At 73.0% G+C, this 16,536-nt stretch carries 13 protein-coding genes; 6 read left to right on the top strand and 7 right to left on the bottom strand.

Going from position 1 to position 16,536, the window contains the following annotated elements:
- Positions 1-99 precede the first annotated feature (99 nt).
- Positions 100-1,275: a thiolase C-terminal domain-containing protein gene (locus tag ACZ79I_RS17645; RefSeq protein ID WP_471498464.1), complete on the bottom strand. Its 1,176-nt coding sequence runs from the start codon at positions 1,273-1,275 to the stop codon at positions 100-102.
- Between the two features lie 99 nt (positions 1,276-1,374).
- On the opposite strand from ACZ79I_RS17645, the gene ACZ79I_RS17640 reads away from it, so the two are divergent.
- Both ACZ79I_RS17640 and ACZ79I_RS17635 read left to right on the top strand, forming a co-directional pair.
- Positions 1,375-2,550, top strand: a complete 1,176-nt coding sequence (locus ACZ79I_RS17640) for an acyl-CoA dehydrogenase family protein (RefSeq protein WP_471498463.1) — start codon at positions 1,375-1,377, stop codon at positions 2,548-2,550.
- Entirely contained in the window at positions 2,547-3,020 is a 474-nt protein-coding gene (locus tag ACZ79I_RS17635) for a nitroreductase/quinone reductase family protein (protein WP_471498462.1), read from the top strand. The genes ACZ79I_RS17640 and ACZ79I_RS17635 overlap by 4 nt, the downstream gene beginning before the upstream one ends.
- Positions 3,021-3,162: 142 nt before the next feature.
- On the opposite strand, the gene ACZ79I_RS17630 is transcribed toward ACZ79I_RS17635, so the two are convergent.
- Positions 3,163-3,798 carry a TetR family transcriptional regulator gene (locus ACZ79I_RS17630; protein ID WP_471505035.1) on the bottom strand — a complete coding sequence of 212 codons (636 nt, stop codon included), beginning with the start codon at positions 3,796-3,798 and terminating at the stop codon, positions 3,163-3,165.
- A 244-nt stretch (positions 3,799-4,042) separates the two neighbouring features.
- On the opposite strand from ACZ79I_RS17630, the gene kbpA reads away from it, so the two are divergent.
- Together kbpA and ACZ79I_RS17620 are read left to right on the top strand one after the other, a co-directional pair.
- A complete protein-coding gene (gene kbpA / locus ACZ79I_RS17625) occupies positions 4,043-4,741 on the top strand; it encodes an AfsK-binding protein KbpA (protein ID WP_471498460.1) in 699 nt (232 codons plus the stop codon).
- A gap of 248 nt (positions 4,742-4,989) precedes the next feature.
- Entirely contained in the window at positions 4,990-7,329 is a 2,340-nt protein-coding gene (locus ACZ79I_RS17620; protein ID WP_471498459.1) for an outer membrane protein assembly factor BamB family protein, read from the top strand.
- Positions 7,330-7,518: 189 nt separating this feature from the next.
- Here ACZ79I_RS17620 and ACZ79I_RS17615 read toward each other — a convergent pair whose 3' ends face one another.
- The 3 genes from ACZ79I_RS17615 to ACZ79I_RS17605 form a co-directional block, all read right to left on the bottom strand.
- Positions 7,519-8,310, bottom strand: a complete 792-nt coding sequence (locus tag ACZ79I_RS17615; protein ID WP_471498457.1) for an enoyl-CoA hydratase/isomerase family protein — start codon at positions 8,308-8,310, stop codon at positions 7,519-7,521.
- Complete coding sequence (locus ACZ79I_RS17610) at positions 8,307-8,723, bottom strand: Zn-ribbon domain-containing OB-fold protein (RefSeq protein ID WP_471505032.1); 417 nt, start codon at positions 8,721-8,723, stop codon at positions 8,307-8,309. The genes ACZ79I_RS17615 and ACZ79I_RS17610 overlap by 4 nt, the downstream gene beginning before the upstream one ends.
- A 103-nt stretch (positions 8,724-8,826) precedes the next feature.
- Complete coding sequence (locus tag ACZ79I_RS17605) at positions 8,827-10,035, bottom strand: lipid-transfer protein (protein WP_471498456.1); 1,209 nt, start codon at positions 10,033-10,035, stop codon at positions 8,827-8,829.
- A 134-nt stretch (positions 10,036-10,169) separates the two neighbouring features.
- Between ACZ79I_RS17605 and ACZ79I_RS17600 the strand changes: the two genes are divergently transcribed.
- The gene (locus tag ACZ79I_RS17600; protein ID WP_471498455.1) at positions 10,170-11,783 is read left to right on the top strand and encodes a FadD3 family acyl-CoA ligase; all 1,614 of its coding nucleotides are present in this window, start codon (positions 10,170-10,172) and stop codon (positions 11,781-11,783) included.
- 31 nt (positions 11,784-11,814) lie between these two features.
- On the opposite strand, the gene ACZ79I_RS17595 is transcribed toward ACZ79I_RS17600, so the two are convergent.
- Positions 11,815-12,441 (bottom strand): TetR/AcrR family transcriptional regulator, encoded by a 627-nt coding sequence (locus ACZ79I_RS17595; protein ID WP_471498453.1) that lies wholly within the window; start codon positions 12,439-12,441, stop codon positions 11,815-11,817.
- Positions 12,442-13,008: 567 nt separating this feature from the next.
- Between ACZ79I_RS17595 and ACZ79I_RS17590 the strand changes: the two genes are divergently transcribed.
- Positions 13,009-14,142 carry an FAD-dependent oxidoreductase gene (locus tag ACZ79I_RS17590; RefSeq protein WP_471498452.1) on the top strand — a complete coding sequence of 378 codons (1,134 nt, stop codon included), beginning with the start codon at positions 13,009-13,011 and terminating at the stop codon, positions 14,140-14,142.
- A gap of 1,315 nt (positions 14,143-15,457) precedes the next feature.
- On the opposite strand, the gene ACZ79I_RS17585 is transcribed toward ACZ79I_RS17590, so the two are convergent.
- Positions 15,458-16,408, bottom strand: a complete 951-nt coding sequence (locus ACZ79I_RS17585) for a hypothetical protein (protein WP_471498450.1) — start codon at positions 16,406-16,408, stop codon at positions 15,458-15,460.
- Positions 16,409-16,536 lie beyond the last annotated feature (128 nt).

Genomic DNA, 16,536 nt, shown 5'->3' with positions numbered 1-16,536 from the left:
TGCGGGCCCCCGTGCGGGGCCGCCGGGTGCGGGCCGCCGACTGCCGGGGTCCCTGTGCGGTGCGGTGCCGCCGTGCCGGGGTCCCTGTGCGGTGCCGCGTCACCCCCGGCCCAGCACCACCGTCCCCGACGAGCAGAACCAGCCGCCCGTCCCCGACGCCACGGCCAGCTCCGGAAGCCGCCCGCCGTCCTTGCGGACCTGCCGTTCGCCGGCCTCTCCGCGCAGCTGCCGCACCGCCTCCACCAGCAGGAACAACCCCCGCATCCCCGGATGCTGGGCGGACAGGCCGCCCCCGTCCGTGTTCACCGGCAACCGCCCGCCCGCCGCCAGCAGCCGCCCCTTCTCCACGAACGCCCCGCCCTCGCCCTTGCCGCAGAAGCCGAGGTCCTCCAGCGTCACCAGCGTCATGTAGGTGAAGGCGTCGTAGATCTCCGCGAAGTCGATCTCCTCGGGGCGCACTCCGGCCCGCGCGAAGGCCAGGCGGCCGCTGACCGCCGCCGGGGACACGGTGAAGTCCGGCCACTGCGACATCGCCGTGTGCGAGACGTGCTCCCCGCTCCCGAGCACCCACACCGGTGCCGTGCGGCAGTCCCGCGCGACGTCCTCCGCCACCAGCAGCACCGCCGCGCCACCGTCGGACCGTATGCAGCAGTGCAGCTTGGTGAAGGGGTCCGCGACCATCGGGCCGGACAGCACCTCGTCCACCGTGATCGGGCCGCGGAACATGGCCTCGGGGTTCGCCGCCGCGTTCGCCCGGGCCTGCACCGCCACCTCGGCCAGCTGCTCGATCGTCGTGCCGTACTCGTGCATGTGGCGGCGTGCCGCCATCGCGTACTTGGCGATCAGCGTGTGGCCGTAGGGGACTTCGAACTGGAGGGGGCCGCGGGCGCCGAAGGAGAGGTTGCCCGTGCGCCGGCCCGCCCTGATGTCCGCGCGGGCCGTGGAGCCGTAGACCAGGAGCACCGCCCGCGCGTGGCCCGCGGCGATCGCGTCCGCCGCGTGGGCCGCCATGACCTCCCAGGTGGAGCCGCCGACGGAGGTGGAGTCCACCCAGACGGGCCGCAGCCCGAGGTATTCGGCGACCTCCGCGGGCGCTAGCGTGCCGAGCCCCGCCGACGCGAAGCCGTCGATCACCGAACGGTCCAGGCCCGCGTCCGCCAGGGCGCGGCGGGCGGCCTGGGCGTGCAGGGCGTACGGCGTCGCCTCGTCCACCCGGCCGCAGTCGGACAGCGCAACACCCACGATCGCGGCCTTCCGGCCGGTCACAGCAGTCATGGATCTGACGGTACATCAGATTGTGTCGTGACGGACCTGTGCACGCGTGCGCCGGCGCCCTAACATGACGCATCGTCAGATGGAGAAGGGACCCCGCCCATGGACGCCCGCTTCACCGCCGAACAGGACGAGATCCGCCGCACGGTGCGGGAGGCGCTGGCCAAGCGCTGCGGGCCGGACGACGTCCGGGCCGCCGTGCGCACCGACGCCGGATACGACGCCGCCCTGTGGACCACCCTCGCCGCACAGCTCGGCCTGGCCGGGCTCGCGCTCCCGGAGGCGTACGGCGGCGTCGGCTGCACCACCACCGAACTCGCCCTGGCCTGCGAGGAGGTCGGACGCACCCTCGCCCCCTCCCCGCTGCTGTCCACGGCCGTCCTCGCCGCGCCCCTGCTGCTCGCGCTCGGCACCGGCGACCAGCGCGCCGAACTGCTGCCCCGACTCGCCTCCGGAGAGCTGACCGCCGCCCTGGCCGTCCCCGGCCCGGCCCTGGCCACCGCGCTCGCCCTCGTCGACGGCAACCGCGGCGACTGGGCGGGCGGCGGACGTGCCGGCGGTGTGCAGGCGCGGCAGGCGGACGGCGCCTGGCGGCTGTACGGGGAGGCCGGCCAGGTGCTCGACGGGCACAGCGCCGGCCTGCTCGTCGTCGCCGCCCACGCCGGGGGTTTCGCCCGCTCACGGACCCTGCTGTTCCTCGTGCGGGAGGGCGGAGTACGCACCCGGCAGACCGCCCTCGACGCGACCCGGCCCCGGGCCCGCATCCAACTACGCGACGTGAAAGCCGAGTTGCTGGGCGAAGACGGAGCCGATGTGGCAGGGGCGCTCGCCGACGCCGGGAATCGCGCCGCCGCCGTCCTCGCCTGTGAGGCCGTGGGCGCCGCCGACCGGGCGCTGGAGCGGACCGTCGAGTACGTCGGGCAGCGGAAGCAGTTCGGGCGGGCGATCGGGTCCTTCCAGGCCGTCAAGCACCGGCTGGCCGACGTGTACGTCCAGGTGCAGGCGGCCCGTTCGGCGGCGTACTACGCGGCCTGGGCGAGCGCGCGGGGAGAAACGGTCGGCGGGCTCGCCCTCGCCCAGGCCCTTCAGACGCTGCGCACGGCGGCCGCCGAGGGGATCCAGCTCCACGGGGGCATCGGTTTCACCTGGGAACACGAGGCGCATCTGTATTTCAAGCGCTCGGCCGGCGACGAGCTGCTGTTCGGCCCGGTGCACCGGCTGCGGGCGCACGCGGCCGGCGCGGCCGGACTCTTCGAGCAGAGGGAGGTGGCCGTGTGACGGCCCTCGGTGCGCGGATCGTGCAGAAGGTGTCCTCCACGCGCGCCTTCGCGAAGGTCGCGCCGCATGTCGTGCCCGCGCTGGACCGCGCGGTGCACCGGCTGACCCGCGGGAAGGTCCTGCTCAGCGCCCGGATGCTGCCGGGCGTCGTCCTCACGGCCACCGGCGCGAGAAGCGGACTGCCGCGCCGTACGCCGCTGGCGTGCATGCCGGAGGAGGGCGGCACCTGGCTCCTCGTCGGATCCAACTTCGGGCGCGCCGGCCACCCCGCCTGGACCGCCAATCTCCTCGCCCACCCCGACGCCGCGATCAGCTGGAAGGGGCAGGACATCCCCGTCAGGGCCCATCTGCTGGAAGGGCCGGAGCGGGAAGCGGCCTGGCGGGCGGCACTGGACTTCTGGCCGCCGTATGCGACGTACCAGGCCCGGGTGGAACGGGAGATCCGGCTCTTCCGGCTCGTGCGGCGGTGACCGCGCCTCGTCGGGGCGCGGGGGCTCCGGGCGCGGCCTGACGCACCGGCGCCCGGACATGGGCAGCGGGCGGTGGCCCACCGGAGTGAACCACCGCCCGCATGACAGAACGTGAGAGCCCTGGAGCGGCCGAGCCGCCGTCCTACTTCGTCGGCTTCTTGCCGGTCACACCCAGGTGCACCAACAGCGCCAGGTTCGGCTTGAGTTCGGCCTGCTTGACGCCCCAGGACTGGAAGCCCTTCTGGTGCGAGGACACGGAGGCGAGCATCGCCACGAGCGAGCCCGCCACGGCCGCCGCGTTCACGTCCTTGTCGACCCGGCCCCTGGACTGGAGGTCGGCGATCGAGTTCGCCAGGGAGTTGTTCACGGAATTCAGGATCTTCATGCGGATCTTGTAGAAGCGCTTGTCGCCCTCGGCGGCACCCAGGTCGACGACCCGCAGGATCGCGTCGTGCTTGCGCCAGAACTCCAGGAAACCGTCCACGAGTTCCTGCGCCGTCTGCCAGCCCGCCTTGCCGACCCACGAGCGCCCTTCGAGCAGCTCGGTCAACGCGGCGCCCTCCGCGGCCATTTGCTCGGCGATCTCCAGGACGGCACCCTCCACGTCCGGGAAGTACTGGTAGAAGGTCGCCGGCGACGTCCCCGCCTTCCGGGCGACGTCGATGACTTTGACGTCCCGGTAGGGCGATGAGCTGAGCATCTCGCTGAGGCAGTCGAGCAGCTTCTGCCTGGTCGCCTGCCCGCGCCGACCGGCCACGCGGCCGTCGACGGTACGCACTTGTCCTGTCATGCCGTCAGCTTACCGAGGGGTGATCGGAGCGCGATTCGGCCGACTGCAAATGGGGAGTGCGGGGGCGGACAAGGGCTCTGGTGCCGCTGAGGAGGGAGTATCCCCGCGCGCGGCGCAGCGGGAAGCCCACTAGCTTGGCGGCATGGCCGAAAACCCGCCATCGTCGTCGCAGCCGCCGCAAGCGTCGCAGCCGTCGCGCGGGGACACGGGAGACGGAAACGCCCCCGAGGGCGTGCCTGAGGGCGCCCCCTGCTGGGCCGACGCCCAGCTGCCCGACGTCGAGGCGGGCAAGCGGTTCTACGGTGAGCTCTTCGGGTGGACCTTCGAGGAGGCGTACGGCTCCTCGGTGTGGGCACGTCTCGACGGCCGTCCCGTGGCCGCGCTGGCGCCCAAACGGGACGGACGGATGCCCACCGTCTGGACGGTGTACTTCGCCACACCCGACGCTCCCGCGCTCGCCGGGCGCATCCGGGCGGCCGGCGGTCAGATCGTCACCCCGCCCACCCCCGTGGACGCCCTGGGCGTCATGGCGCTGGCCGCCGACCCCGAGGGCGCCGTCTTCGGGCTCTGGCAGCGCGGCACCCACCCGGGCTTCGGCACACGGCGCGAACCCGGCTCCTTCGCCTGGGCGCAGCTGTACGCACGGGACCCCGCCGCCGCGAACGCCTTCTACGCGGACCTCTTCCACGACGCCCTCTTCGGCCCCGGCGCCGTCCCCGAGTTCGGGCGTGCGGCGGTACGGGACGTCTTCCCCGCCGAGATGCCACCCCACTTCCTCGTCCACTTCGCCGTCCGGGACGGCGCGGCGGCACTCGGCGCGGTCGAGCGGCTGGGCGGTCGTGTACAGGTACCGCCGTTCGAGGCATCGTACGGACAGGTGGCGGTCGTCACGGACAATCAGGGGGCGTCCTTCGCGCTGCTCCAGCGGTAGCCGGCGGCCGCGCCGAGGCACTTCGGGGTCGTACCGGCCGTTCCATCATGCGGGCGCCCGCTTCCCGAAAGGCACTCCGGCATGGTTTTTTGTCCTGAGACACCCCCTTCCGCCCCCGGGTTCGCAACCAGTGGCCCGGACAGGAAGAATCGGGGTGCGTGCCGCCACGGCGGTGCGGTGGTGAGACGCTGCACGGGGTCGCGTACACGACGCGGATGACGTGACCCGTACGGGGAGGTGGCAGGCAAGTGGTGGATCAGCTGACGCAGCACGATCCGCGGCGGATCGGGCCGTTCGAGGTGCTGGGACGGCTGGGTGCCGGCGGCATGGGGCTGGTCTATCTCGCCCGCTCGGCGTCCGGCCGGCGCGTGGCGATCAAGACGGTGCGCACGGAACTCGCCGAGGACCAGCTGTTCCGGGTGCGTTTCACGCGTGAGGTCGAGGCCGCGCGAGCCGTCTCCGGCTTCTACACGGCGGCCGTGGTCGACGCCGACCCGCGCGCAGCCGTGCCGTGGCTCGCCACCGCGTACGTGCCCGCGCCCTCCCTCGAGGAGATAGTGACCGAGTGCGGGCCGCTGCCGGCCCAGGCGGTGCGCTGGCTGGCCGCGGGGGTGGCCGAGGCGCTGCAGTCCATCCACGGGGCGGGCCTCGTGCACCGGGACCTGAAGCCCTCGAACGTCCTCGTCGTCGAGGACGGCCCCCGGGTGATCGACTTCGGTATCGCCTCCGGCGTGTCGAACACACGTCTGACGATGACGAACGTCGCGGTCGGCACGCCCGCCTACATGTCCCCCGAACAGGCCAAGGACTCCCGCAGCGTGACCGGCGCGAGCGATGTCTTCTCGCTCGGCTCGATGCTCGTCTTCGCGGCCACCGGGCACCCTCCCTTCCACGGCGCCAACCCCGTCGAGACCGTCTTCATGCTGCTGCGCGAGGGCCCGGACCTGTCCGGACTGCCGGACGAGCTGCGCCCGCTCATCGAGTCGTGCATGCAGATGGAGGCCCCCGCCCGCCCGAACCCGGCCGACCTCCAGGCCCAGCTCGCGCCCCACCTCTTCGGCTCCGGATCCGACGACAGCGGCACGGCCTCCGCGTGGCTGCCGGAGAAGGCCGTCGGCCTGATCGAGGCACGGCGCGGCGGGCGCCCCGCGGTCAAGCCGTCCCCCGTCGGCAGCCGGGGCGGCGGGCGCCCGGCGCTGCCGCCCCAGCCCTCCCACGACCCGATGCCGGTGACCGCGCCCGTCGGCGTGCCCGACGGCGGTCCGGTGCGGCTCGCGGGGGCGTCCGTGCCGATCGGCCCCGGCCCGCGCGTCGCCGACGCGCGGGCCGCCGCGGTCAAGGCGCCTCCCCCCGAGGCCGGACTCGTGGCCTCCTGGTCCCGGCCCGGCACCGGCGTCAACGGCATGGCCGGGGCCGCCCCCGCCGTCGCGCCGCCGGCCACCGCACCCGAGGGCGCCGCAGGCTGGCGCCCCTGGCGCTTCCGCATGTCGAACGACGTGTGGGGCACGCCGTCGGTCACCGACGACCTCGTCTACGTCACATCCTTCGAGGTGCACGCCCTGGACGTGGCCACGGGCCGCCGCCGCTTCAAGACCCGGGACGTGGCCTGGTCGATGGCGGTCGCGGACGGCCGTGTCCACGCCTCCGACGGCCCCACCCTCTTCGCACTGGACGCCCGCGAGGGCACGGACCTGTGGCGGCTGTCCACGGACGGCTGGGTGTACTCCCTCAAGGCCGACCGCGGCACGGTCGTCACCGGGACGCGCGGCGGCGGCGTACAGGCGTGGGAGGCGTCGAACGGCCGGCGGCTGTGGGAGGTCAGCGGCGCCCAGACGGACTTCGAGACGCCGGAGGCCGGACCGGTGCTTCAGGACGGCACGGTGTACGTGTGGCGGGACGCGCGGCTGCGGGCCCTGGACGCGCGCACCGGCGAGGAACGCTGGTCGTACCCGATCGGGGACGCGGCGTCGTGTGGCGGCGTCCCCGTGCGCCTGACGCACGCACCCGACGGCTACGTGTACGTCTCGGCCGGCACCCGGGTCCTGGCCATCGAGGTGTCGAGCGGCCTGGTGCGCTGGCACTTCGAGGCGCCGGCGGTCTTCCTGTGCCCGCCGGCCTTCGCGCCCGGCCCCGCGGTCACGGGCGGCGGCATCTACCTGGCGGACTACCTGGGCACGGTGTACGCCCTCGACGCGACCGACGGCCGCGACCGCTGGCGCATCGCGACGGAGTCCCGGGCCTCCACCGAACCGGTGCTGGTGGCCGCCGGGCACGTCCACGTCGGCAGCGGCAAGGGCCTCTACACCCTGGACGCGGTCACCGGCACCCCGAAATGGCGCTTCCAGGCGGGCGGCGACATCGTGGGCTCCCCGGCGGTGGCGGAGGGCCGCATCCACTTCGGCTCCATGGACCACCTGCTGTACACGCTGAAGGCCGACGACGGCCGCCTGCGCTGGAAGCTGGCGACCGGCGGCGAGATCACCGGTGCGCCGGTGGTCAAGGACGGCGTGGTCTACGCGTGCAGCAAGGACCGCTGCGTGTACGCCCTGGACGCCGAGAAGGGCACGGGGACGGCGCGGACCGCCTGAGCGGCACTGCCCTGGACGGCCGTCGTACGGACCTCACGGAAGGGGTTCCGGACGGCGGCCGTCTGCCCATGACGCTACGCCCGGTACCTGCGGTGTGCCACACGGTGGCCGGGCCGCGCGGGAGCCGGGGGCCGCGCGGGAGACGGGGAAACGCGGCCGGGCTACCGCACCCGGGCTACCGCACCCGGGCTACCGCACCCGGAACTCCCCCGCCCGCTCTCCCGCCCGCCGCCCCGCGAACAGCTCCGCCTGCCGCTCCGCCGGCAGGTTCCCGAGCGCGATGAGCGACGGCGCCAGCGCGAAGGCGTCCGCCCGGGCCGCCTGCTGCGCCGCCCACAGGGCCCGCACGGTGCCCTGTACACCCTCGGGCGGATAGGAGGCGATGACGGCGGCGCAGCGCACCGCCGCCTCCACCGCACCTCCCGGCCCGGTCAGTTCGGACACCAGGCCGATCTCGTACGCCCGCCGCGCGGAGATCCGCTCGGCGGTGCCCATCAGCGCCATCCGCGCCGCCTCCCCGTACGGCATGCGGTGCGCCATGTGGACGGACTCGTACGCGCTGACCATGCCGTACGTGGTGTGCGGGTCGAAGAAGGCCGCCGTCGTGTCCGCCACGATGAAATCGCTCTCGCCCAGCAGGTAGAACGCCCCGCCGCAGGCCATGCCGCGCACGGCGGCGATCACCGGCTTCCACAGGTCGTTCGTCTTCGGGCCGATCCGCAGCAGCGGATCGTCCACCATGTACGGGGAGTTCGGCTGCGGTACGTCCGCGTCGCGGTCGATGCCGGTGCAGAAGGCGCGCTCCCCCGCACCGGTGAGCACCACGGCCCGCACCGAGTCGTCGAACCGCAACGCACGCCAGCAGTCCGCGAGTTGTCCGGCCAGCGGCAGATCCACGGCGTTCAGCCGCGCCGGCCGGTCCAACGTGACGACCGCGACACCGGTGTCCTGGTCGGCGGCGATCCGCAGTCCCCCGCTCACGGCCGCTCCAGCACCCACCGGGGCATCCCGTCCCCGTCGAAGACGACCTGGACCTTGGCACCGATGCGGATCCGGTCGGGGGCAAGCGAGTTCAGGGGCGCGCCGGGTCCGCTGACGAGGTTCCCGACGAGCCGGATGCGGGGCGCCTCGGCCAGCTCCACCACGATCACGTTGTAGGGCGCCTGCGCCGCGTACGCCGCGAGCAGCGGCGGATGCGGCACGACGTACGACCAGATCCTCCCCTTCCCGCTCGTGCGCCGCCACTCGCTCGCGAACGACTGGCAGTGCGGGCAGCAGGGGCGCGGCGGGAAGCGCGGCTCGCCGCAGTCGGCGCACGCCTGGATCCGCAGTTCTCCCCGGGCGGCGTACTCCCAGAAGGGCGCGCCGTCCTCGTCGCGGACGGGCGTGAGCAGGGGGTCGGGCATGGAGGTGCCGGGCATGGAAGTGCCGGGCATGGAAGTGCCGGGCACGGCAGTGTCGGACATGGCTCGGCTCCTTTAGTCCTTTTAGTTCCCTTTAGTTCCTGAGCAGAAGGGCGGAGGTGGGGACCCCCTCGCCGGCGGTGACCAGACAGGTGGCGGCGCCCGGGACCTGGGCGGTACTGGTCCCCCGCAGCTGCTTGACACCCTCGGTGATGAGGTTGAAGCCGTGCACGTACGCCTCGGACAGCCCGCCGCCCCCGGTGTTGATGGGCAGCCGCCCGCCGATCTCCAGCGCGCCCCCCTCGGTGAACGCCCCGCCCTCTCCCCGCCCGCAGAAGCCGTACCCCTCCAGGGAGAGTGGTATGAGGGGCGTGAACGCGTCGTAGATCTGTGCCACGTCCACGTCGTCCGGGGTGATGTCGGCGTGCTTCCACAGGTGCCGGGCGGCCGTCCAGGCCGGGCCGGTCAGCGGGTCGTCGTTCCAGTAGTTGACCATGCCGTGGTGCTGGGACGGCAGCCCCTGGGCCGCGGAGTGGACGTAGACGGGGCGGTGCCGGCAGTCGCGGGCGCGCTCGGCGGACACCACCACGCACGCCAGCGCCCCGTCCGTCTCCAGGCAGTTGTCGAAGAGGCAGAGCGGCTCACTGATCCACCGGGAGGTCATATACATGTCCCGGGTGAGGGGCCTGTCGTACATGATCGCGGCGGGGTTCTGGTTGGCCCGGTTGCGGCAGGCGAGGGCGACGTTGAACAGATGGTCCCTGGTCGCCCCGTACTCGTGCATGTACCTCCGGGCGAGCATCCCGATCTCGTCGACCGGCCGCAGCAGCCCGAAGGGGCGCGTCCACTGGGCGGGGGTGGGCAGTTGGACGGCCGTGTTCCTCCAAGGCCGCGGCCCGCTGCCGCGCTTGCGCGACCGCCAGGCGACGCCGACGGTCGCCTGCCCGGCGGCGACGGCGGCCGCGAGGTGTGCGACGGTGGCACAGGAGCCCCCGCCCCCGTAGCCGACCTTGCTGAAGAAGGTGAGGTCGCCCAGCCCGAGCGCCTTGGCCACCTCCACCTCGTCGGTCTCCTCCATGGTGTACGAGGCGAGCGCGTCGACCTCGCCGGGCGCGATGCCCGCGTCGTCGAGCGCGGCGAGGATCGCCCGGCACGCCAACGCCTTCTCGGACCCGTCGAGTCGCCGGGCGAAGGGGGTCTGCCCGATCCCAACGATGGCGGTGGCGTCTTTGAGCCCCCCTGCTGCCCCTGTCCCTGTTCCTGTCCCTGTCCCTGCCCCTGCCCTTGTCCCTGCCGTTGCCATGACGCACACCTCCGCGCTGGAGCCCTGGCGGCTGACAGGGCGTCAGGCTACAGCTAATCTGACGGGTAGTCAGGTAGTCGGGTGCTCGGCTGGTATTCAGCTAGCCGTCGATGGCCATGTGCCGGGAGGTCGCTGTGCGCGGTGACGTCGAATGGGGCAGCATTCCGGGACTGGTGCGCAGCGCGGCCCGTCGCCACGGCGACACCGAGGCCGTAGTCGAGGGCCGCACCCGCGTCTCCTACGCCGAACTGGGCGCCCGCGTCGAGCGCGCGGCAGCGGCCTGCGTCGCGAACGGCGTCGGGATCGGCGACCGGGTGGCGGTCTGGGCGCCCAACACCCTCGACTGGATCGTCTCGGCGCTGGGCGCGGTGTCGGCGGGCGCCGTCCTGGTCCCCCTCAACACGCGCTTCAAGGGCACGGAGGCGGCGTACGTACTCAACCGGAGCCGCGCGAAACTCCTCTTCGTCACAGGCACGTTCCTGGGAACGTCGTACGTCGCCTCGCTGCGGCGCGCGGCCGGGCAGGGCCCCGGGGACGGCCCTCTGCCGGGCCTTCCTCACCTGGACCAGGTGGTGGTCCTGTCCGACGACGCCCCGGCCGACTTCCGCACCTGGAAGGACTTCCTGGCGAGCGGGGAGGGTGTCGGCGAGCCGGAGGTCCGGGCGCGCGCCGCGGCCCTCACCGGCGCCCTGCCGTCCGACATCATCTTCACCTCGGGCACGACGGGCCGCCCCAAGGGCGCGGTGATCACGCACGCGCAGACCCTGCGGGCGTACGCGATCTGGAGCGACCTCGCGGGCCTGCGCCGAGGCGACCGCTACCTGATCGTGAACCCCTTCTTCCACACGTTCGGCTACAAGGCAGGGATCCTGGCGTGCCTGATGCGAGGCGCGACGATGATCCCGCAGCCGGTGTTCAACGTGGACACGGCGCTGGCGAACATAGCCTCGGAGCACATCTCCGTCCTCCCCGGCCCTCCGACCCTGCACCAGTCCCTCCTCGACCATCCCTCCCGGGACGCCCACGACCTGTCCACCCTGCGCCTGGTGGTGACGGGCGCGGCCGTGGTGCCGCTGCGGCTGGTGGAACGGCTGCGCGGGGAACTCGGCGTGGAAACCGTCCTGACGGCGTACGGCCTGTCGGAGGCCGGCGGCTTCGTGACGATGTGCCGCCGGGGCGACGACCCGTCGGTGATCGCGTCGACATCGGGCCGCGCGATCCCCGGCACCGAGGTACGGGTGGTGGACGCGAGAGGAGAACCGCAGGCCCCCGGGGTCCCGGGGGAGGTGCTGGTCCGCGGCTTCAACGTCATGCGGGGCTACTTCGAGGACGAGGCGGCCACGGCGCAGACCCTGACCCCCGACGGCTGGCTCCGCACAGGCGACGTGGGCGTCCTGGACGACTCCGGGAACCTCCGCATCACCGACCGCATCAAGGACATGTTCATCGTCGGCGGCTTCAACGCGTACCCGGCGGAGATAGAGCAACTCCTGGGCCTGCACCCGGACGTGGCCGACGTCGCGGTGGTCGGGATACCCGACGCACGGCTCGGGGAGGTCGGAAAGGCGTACGTGGTCCGCCGCCCGGGCGCGGTCCTGACGGCGGACGACCTAATCGCCTGGTCCCGCCGGGAGATGGCGAACTACAAGGTGCCGAGGAAGGTGGAGTTCGTGCCGGAACTGCCGCGGAACGCGAGCGGGAAGGTGGTGAAGGGGGAGCTGCGGACAGGGTCCGGGGCCCGGCGGTGAGGCCGGGCGGCGGGGCGCCGTCGGCGCTGCGTCATGCTCCGGTCCGTGTGAGTGCGTTCCACCCGTTTTCCAGGAGGTCGAAGGCGCGGGTGATGGCCTGGCGGACGTCCTTGCGGGTGTGGACCGCGCGGGGAGCTTCGAGGGCGAAGTGGGCCAGGGCGGTGCAGGCGGGGTCGTCCGCTGGGAGGCCGCTTTCCTGGGCGATGACTTCGGCCAGGGCCGCGGTGTGGCGCAGCCACATGTTCTGGACGTAGTCGCGCAGGGCGGGGGTGCTGTTCACCATGTCGGTGAAGGCGGCGAACCGGGCGTCGCCGTCGGCGGTGGCGAGCCGGGCGCGCAGGGCGTGTTCACGCAGGGCCGCGGGGATGGACTGGCCCTCGGGCCGCTCGCGTACGGCGGCGAGGAGACGGGCTTCCTGATCGGCGTCCTCGTCGAAGACGAGGGCTTCCTTGACCGGGAAGTGCTTGAACAGCGTCGTGGTGGACACGTCGGCGGCGTCCGCGATCTCACGGATGCCGACCTCGTCGTACCCGCGCTCGAGGAACAGACGCAGCGCGGCGTCGGCGATGGCCTGGCGGGTGGCGGCTTTCTTGCGCTCGCGGCGACCCATCGGTGCGGGGGAAGCGACTCCCGCGGCGTCGGTCGTGGTGTCGGGCATACCGGGATGCTATCGCCTGGGTGGCTCAACTCCAAAAGTTGAGCTGTTGCACTTATTGACTCGGTGTGCTTTTCTGGCGGTGCGGCTGCGGTGCGGCTGCGGCTGCAGCTGCAGCTGCGACGCATGGCCCCGGCCTGCGGCCTCCCCCCTGCTCGAAAGGAGTGATCAGCCATGCCCGCAAGCCCATGAACCCGGCCGCGATCGCCGTGTTCGTCGTGCCTCCGCGCCGATCGCCAGCCGCGCTCTCCACGCGGCGCCGCCCCTGCGGCCGCAGCTCGCGACGAAGCCGCCCGGTCGATGCCAGAGCTGATCGCCGTACGCGCCCCGCAGGGCATCGGCGCCGGCGGCGACAGAACTGCCCGTCCGCGCCAAGGACGCCTGCGCGCTCATGCCTTCCTCGCCCTCCATCCTCGCCGCCCTCCTCGTCAGCGAGCCCCCGCTGACGGGGGCCGGCCGCCCACCACGGCGCCATCCGCCAAGGCCCCGGCCACCGCGAACGACCCACTGCCACTCACCCCAGCGGCACAGCAGGCACAGCCCTGCCGTGCGGCACGAACGGAGCCCTTCATGAACACCGCCCCCGCGCCCCGCATCGCCATCATCGGCGCCGGCCCCGGCGGCCTGACCTGCGCCCGCATCCTCCAGCAGCACGGCATCACCGCCACCGTCTACGACCGCGACGCCGGCCCCGACGCCCGCGACCAGGGCGGCACCCTCGACCTGCACGCCGACAACGGCCAGATCGCCCTGCGCGAAGCCGGCCTGCTGGAGGAGTTCTTCCAACTGGCCCGCCCTGAAGGGCAGGAGATGCGCCAGATGGACCCGACCGGCTCGATCCGCCTCCACCACGTCCCCAAGGAGGACGAGCGCTTCAAACCGGAAATCGACCGCGGCCAGCTGCGCCAGTTGCTGCTCGACTCCCTCAACCCCGGCACCGTCCAATGGGGTTGCACCCTGCGGACCCTCAGTGGCCCTGCCGAAGGCCCCAGGCAACTGCACTTCAGCGATGGCTCCACCCTCGAAGCCGACCTCGTCATCGGCGCCGACGGCGCCTGGTCCGAGGTCCGCCGCGCCCTCTCCCCGGCCGTCCCCCAGTACACCGGCGTGAGCTTCCTCGAAGCGTGGTTCCACGACGTCGGCACCAAGCACCCCGACATCGCCGAACTGGTCGGAGGGGGCAGCGCCGCCGCAGCCGACGGCGACCGCGGCCTGTTCGCCCAGCGCAACAGCGGCGACCACATCCGCGTCTACATCATCCAGCGCGTCCCGGCCGACTGGATCACCGCCGGCGGCCTCACTCCCCAGGACACCCACGGCATCCGTGCCCTCCTCCTGGAGCGCTACCGCGACTGGGCGCCCCGTCTGCGCCGGCTGATCGCCGACAACGACGGCCTCTACGTCGACCGCCCGATCTTCGCCCTGCCCGTCCCTCACACATGGGAGCACAACCCCACGGTGACCCTGCTCGGCGACGCAGCCCACCTCATGCCGCCCCTCGGTGTCGGCGTCAACCTCGCCATGCTCGACGCCTGCGAACTCGCCCTCGCCATCGCGCACCACGACACCCTCGACGATGCCGTCCGCGTCTACGAGAAGGCCATGCTGCCCCGCTCCACGGAGATGGCCCAGCTACTCGACGGTGCCGCCGAGCAGCTGCTGTCCACCGAGCGGCCCGACTTCGCCGACGACGGCAACCACTGACCGCCCCTCCCGCGCGATCGCTTCCCCTCTGATGGCTGAAGGTTCGCTCTGCCTCAGGGAAAGTCGTGGTGGGCCGGGGTGACGAGTGACGGTTGGGCCGCCCGCTTCTTTGCCAGTGTCGTGCTTCCGCGGTCCGCGTCAAGGGCGCTGCGTTGCGCTGCGCTCCACTCCGCGTCGGCTTCGCCGATCGGCCTCCGGCCGACCCTTGACCCGGCCCGCTCCAGCACGGGGGAGAAGCGAGCGGGCGGCCGGGGGAGGAGCGGGGGTCCTTCCGGGGTTCGTGGTGGGGTGGGCTGGCCGGTGCCCGGCGGCGGACGGTGCATCAGCGCCTCGCCTGCACGCCGGGCGGGTTCGGCGGCTTGCGGTGGGTGGGTGGGGGTGCGATCGGAGGGCGCGGCGCGCCGGGTTGGTTCGGCGGCTTGCGGTGAGTGGGTGGGTGCGCGATCGGAGGAGGGCGGCACGCCGGGCGGTTCGGCGGCGCACGGTAGGTGGGTGCCCGGGCCCGTCACATGCTCCCTCACTGGTCACACCAGCCTCATGTGTCAAGCCGATGAGAGCAATTGGAGGGTTCGTCCCATCAGGCAGCCTACTGACCAGAGGCATTGGGTCTCCTGTGTGGTACAAACCCTCCAATTGCAGCTCATCGCCACTGACTCAGCGTTCAGCGGCGCCACGTGAGGCACACTTCCGCCCACTCACCGCATGCCGCTGAACCGGCCCGGCGTGCCGCCTTCCCCCGATCGCGCCCCCACCCACCCACCGCAAGCCGCCAAATCCCCCCGGCGTGCAGGCGAGGCGCGCCCGCGCACCACCCACCCACTCACCGCATGCCGCTGAACCGGCCCGGCGTGCCGCCTTCCCCCGATCGCGCCCCCACCCACTCACCGCATGCCGCTGAACCGGCCCGGCGTGCCGCGCCCTTCGATCGCGCCCCCACCCACTCACCGCATGCCGCTGAACCGGCCCGGCGTGCCGCCCTCCTCCGATCGCGCCCCCACCCACTCACCGCATGCCGCTGAACCGGCCCGGCGTGCAGGCGAGGCGCTGATGCGCCGTCCGCCGCCGGGCACCGGCCAGCCCACCCCACCACGAACCCCGGAAGGACCCCCGCTCCTCCCCCGGCCGCCCGCTCGCTTCTCCCCCGTGCTGGAGCGGGCCGGGTCAAGGGTCGGCCGGAGGCCGATCGGCGAAGCCGACGCGGAGTGGAGCGCAGCGCAACGCAGCGCCCTTGACGCGGACCGCGGAAGCACGACACTGGCAAAGAAGCGGGCGGCCCAACCGTCACTCGAGGCCACCGGGGAGCCGGAGCATGCTCTCACCGGGCCGCGGGCACCGGCCGGGATGCGCTGGCTGCGAGGGCGGCGCGGATGTCCCGGATCATCTGGGCGGGGCGGTGGAAGACGTCTTCGGCGGTGTAGCGGAGGAGGTTTCGGACCTCGGGGCACTGGAGGATCTGGTTGAAGCGGTCGACGTCGCGGCGGTGGGAGTCGCGGGTCCCGTGGTAGGCGTAGCCCTCGATCTCGATTGCCAGCCCCTCCGCCCGGAAGAGGAAGTCGAGGACGACCCGGCGCCCGGCCGGGGTAAGGAGTTCGGCCTGGGACTCGGGGCGGAGCCCGGCGTCGTACAGGCGCAGCCGGGCCATGGTCTCGGCCGGTGAACCGGCGCGTGGGTCGCACAGCCGAAGCCACGAGCGTGCCCGGACCGCCGCCCTCTTGGGCGTGACCTCGAGGGCGGCGGAGACCGAGTCGAGATCGGTGAGCGGGGCTCGGCGGACACTGCCGACCCGGCGATAGGCGAGGGCCGACTCCACGGCGACGAGTGCGTCGTCCCTGGGGCCGGTCCGCAACAGGTCGGTGAGGGTGCGTACCGCGCCGGTGACCGGGAGCCCCCGTCGCTCCGTCACCTCTCCTGGGCGGAGGCGGGCGCGGTGCACACGTACGTCCTTGGCCTCCGGCCGGTGGATGCGCTCGGTGTCGATGAACTCCAGCGGCGTACCGGAGGCGGGGGAGAGGGTCTCGATCCGCCACAGCGCGGCCGCGGAACGGTGGCTCACGACGAGTCGGGGAGCCAGAAGCTGCACCGCCCGGAGTCGTGTGAGGAGGTCCGTGGCGCACTCCGGCTCGGTCCAGGCGCCGTTCCTGAGCCGGACCCAGCCCTCGCTCCTGAGCGCCCGCGCGAGGCTCTGCCGCGGCCAGCCGGCGTCGAGCGCACGCGAGGTGAGGAGGACTCCTCCCTCGGTGAGTTCCCGCAACGCCCTCCGTTCCACGTGCCCACGGTCGCAGAACAGCGGAACGGATCCCAGCCCTGTGGATAAGTGGCTCTTCGGGATGGGGCGGCCGGGAATTGGAGTGTTGGGGCGGTGGAGGGTGCCCGGCGGAGGGGATTCGGGATGGC

Source organism: Streptomyces sp. PSU-S4-23, from assembly GCF_055632315.1.
Note: the sequence above shows the minus strand (reverse complement) of the source record. Positions and strands in the feature narration are given on the sequence as shown.

Excerpts from the sequence above, each read along its gene's own strand:
- ACZ79I_RS17645 (WP_471498464.1), bottom strand. The coding sequence starts at position 1,275 with ATGACTGCTGTGACCGGCCGGAAGGCCGCGATCGTGGGTGTTGCGCTG.
- ACZ79I_RS17640 (WP_471498463.1), top strand. The coding sequence starts at position 1,375 with ATGGACGCCCGCTTCACCGCCGAACAGGACGAGATCCGCCGCACGGTG.
- ACZ79I_RS17605 (WP_471498456.1), bottom strand. The coding sequence starts at position 10,035 with ATGGCAACGGCAGGGACAAGGGCAGGGGCAGGGACAGGGACAGGAACA.
- ACZ79I_RS17595 (WP_471498453.1), bottom strand. The coding sequence starts at position 12,441 with ATGCCCGACACCACGACCGACGCCGCGGGAGTCGCTTCCCCCGCACCG.
- ACZ79I_RS17590 (WP_471498452.1), top strand. The coding sequence starts at position 13,009 with ATGAACACCGCCCCCGCGCCCCGCATCGCCATCATCGGCGCCGGCCCC.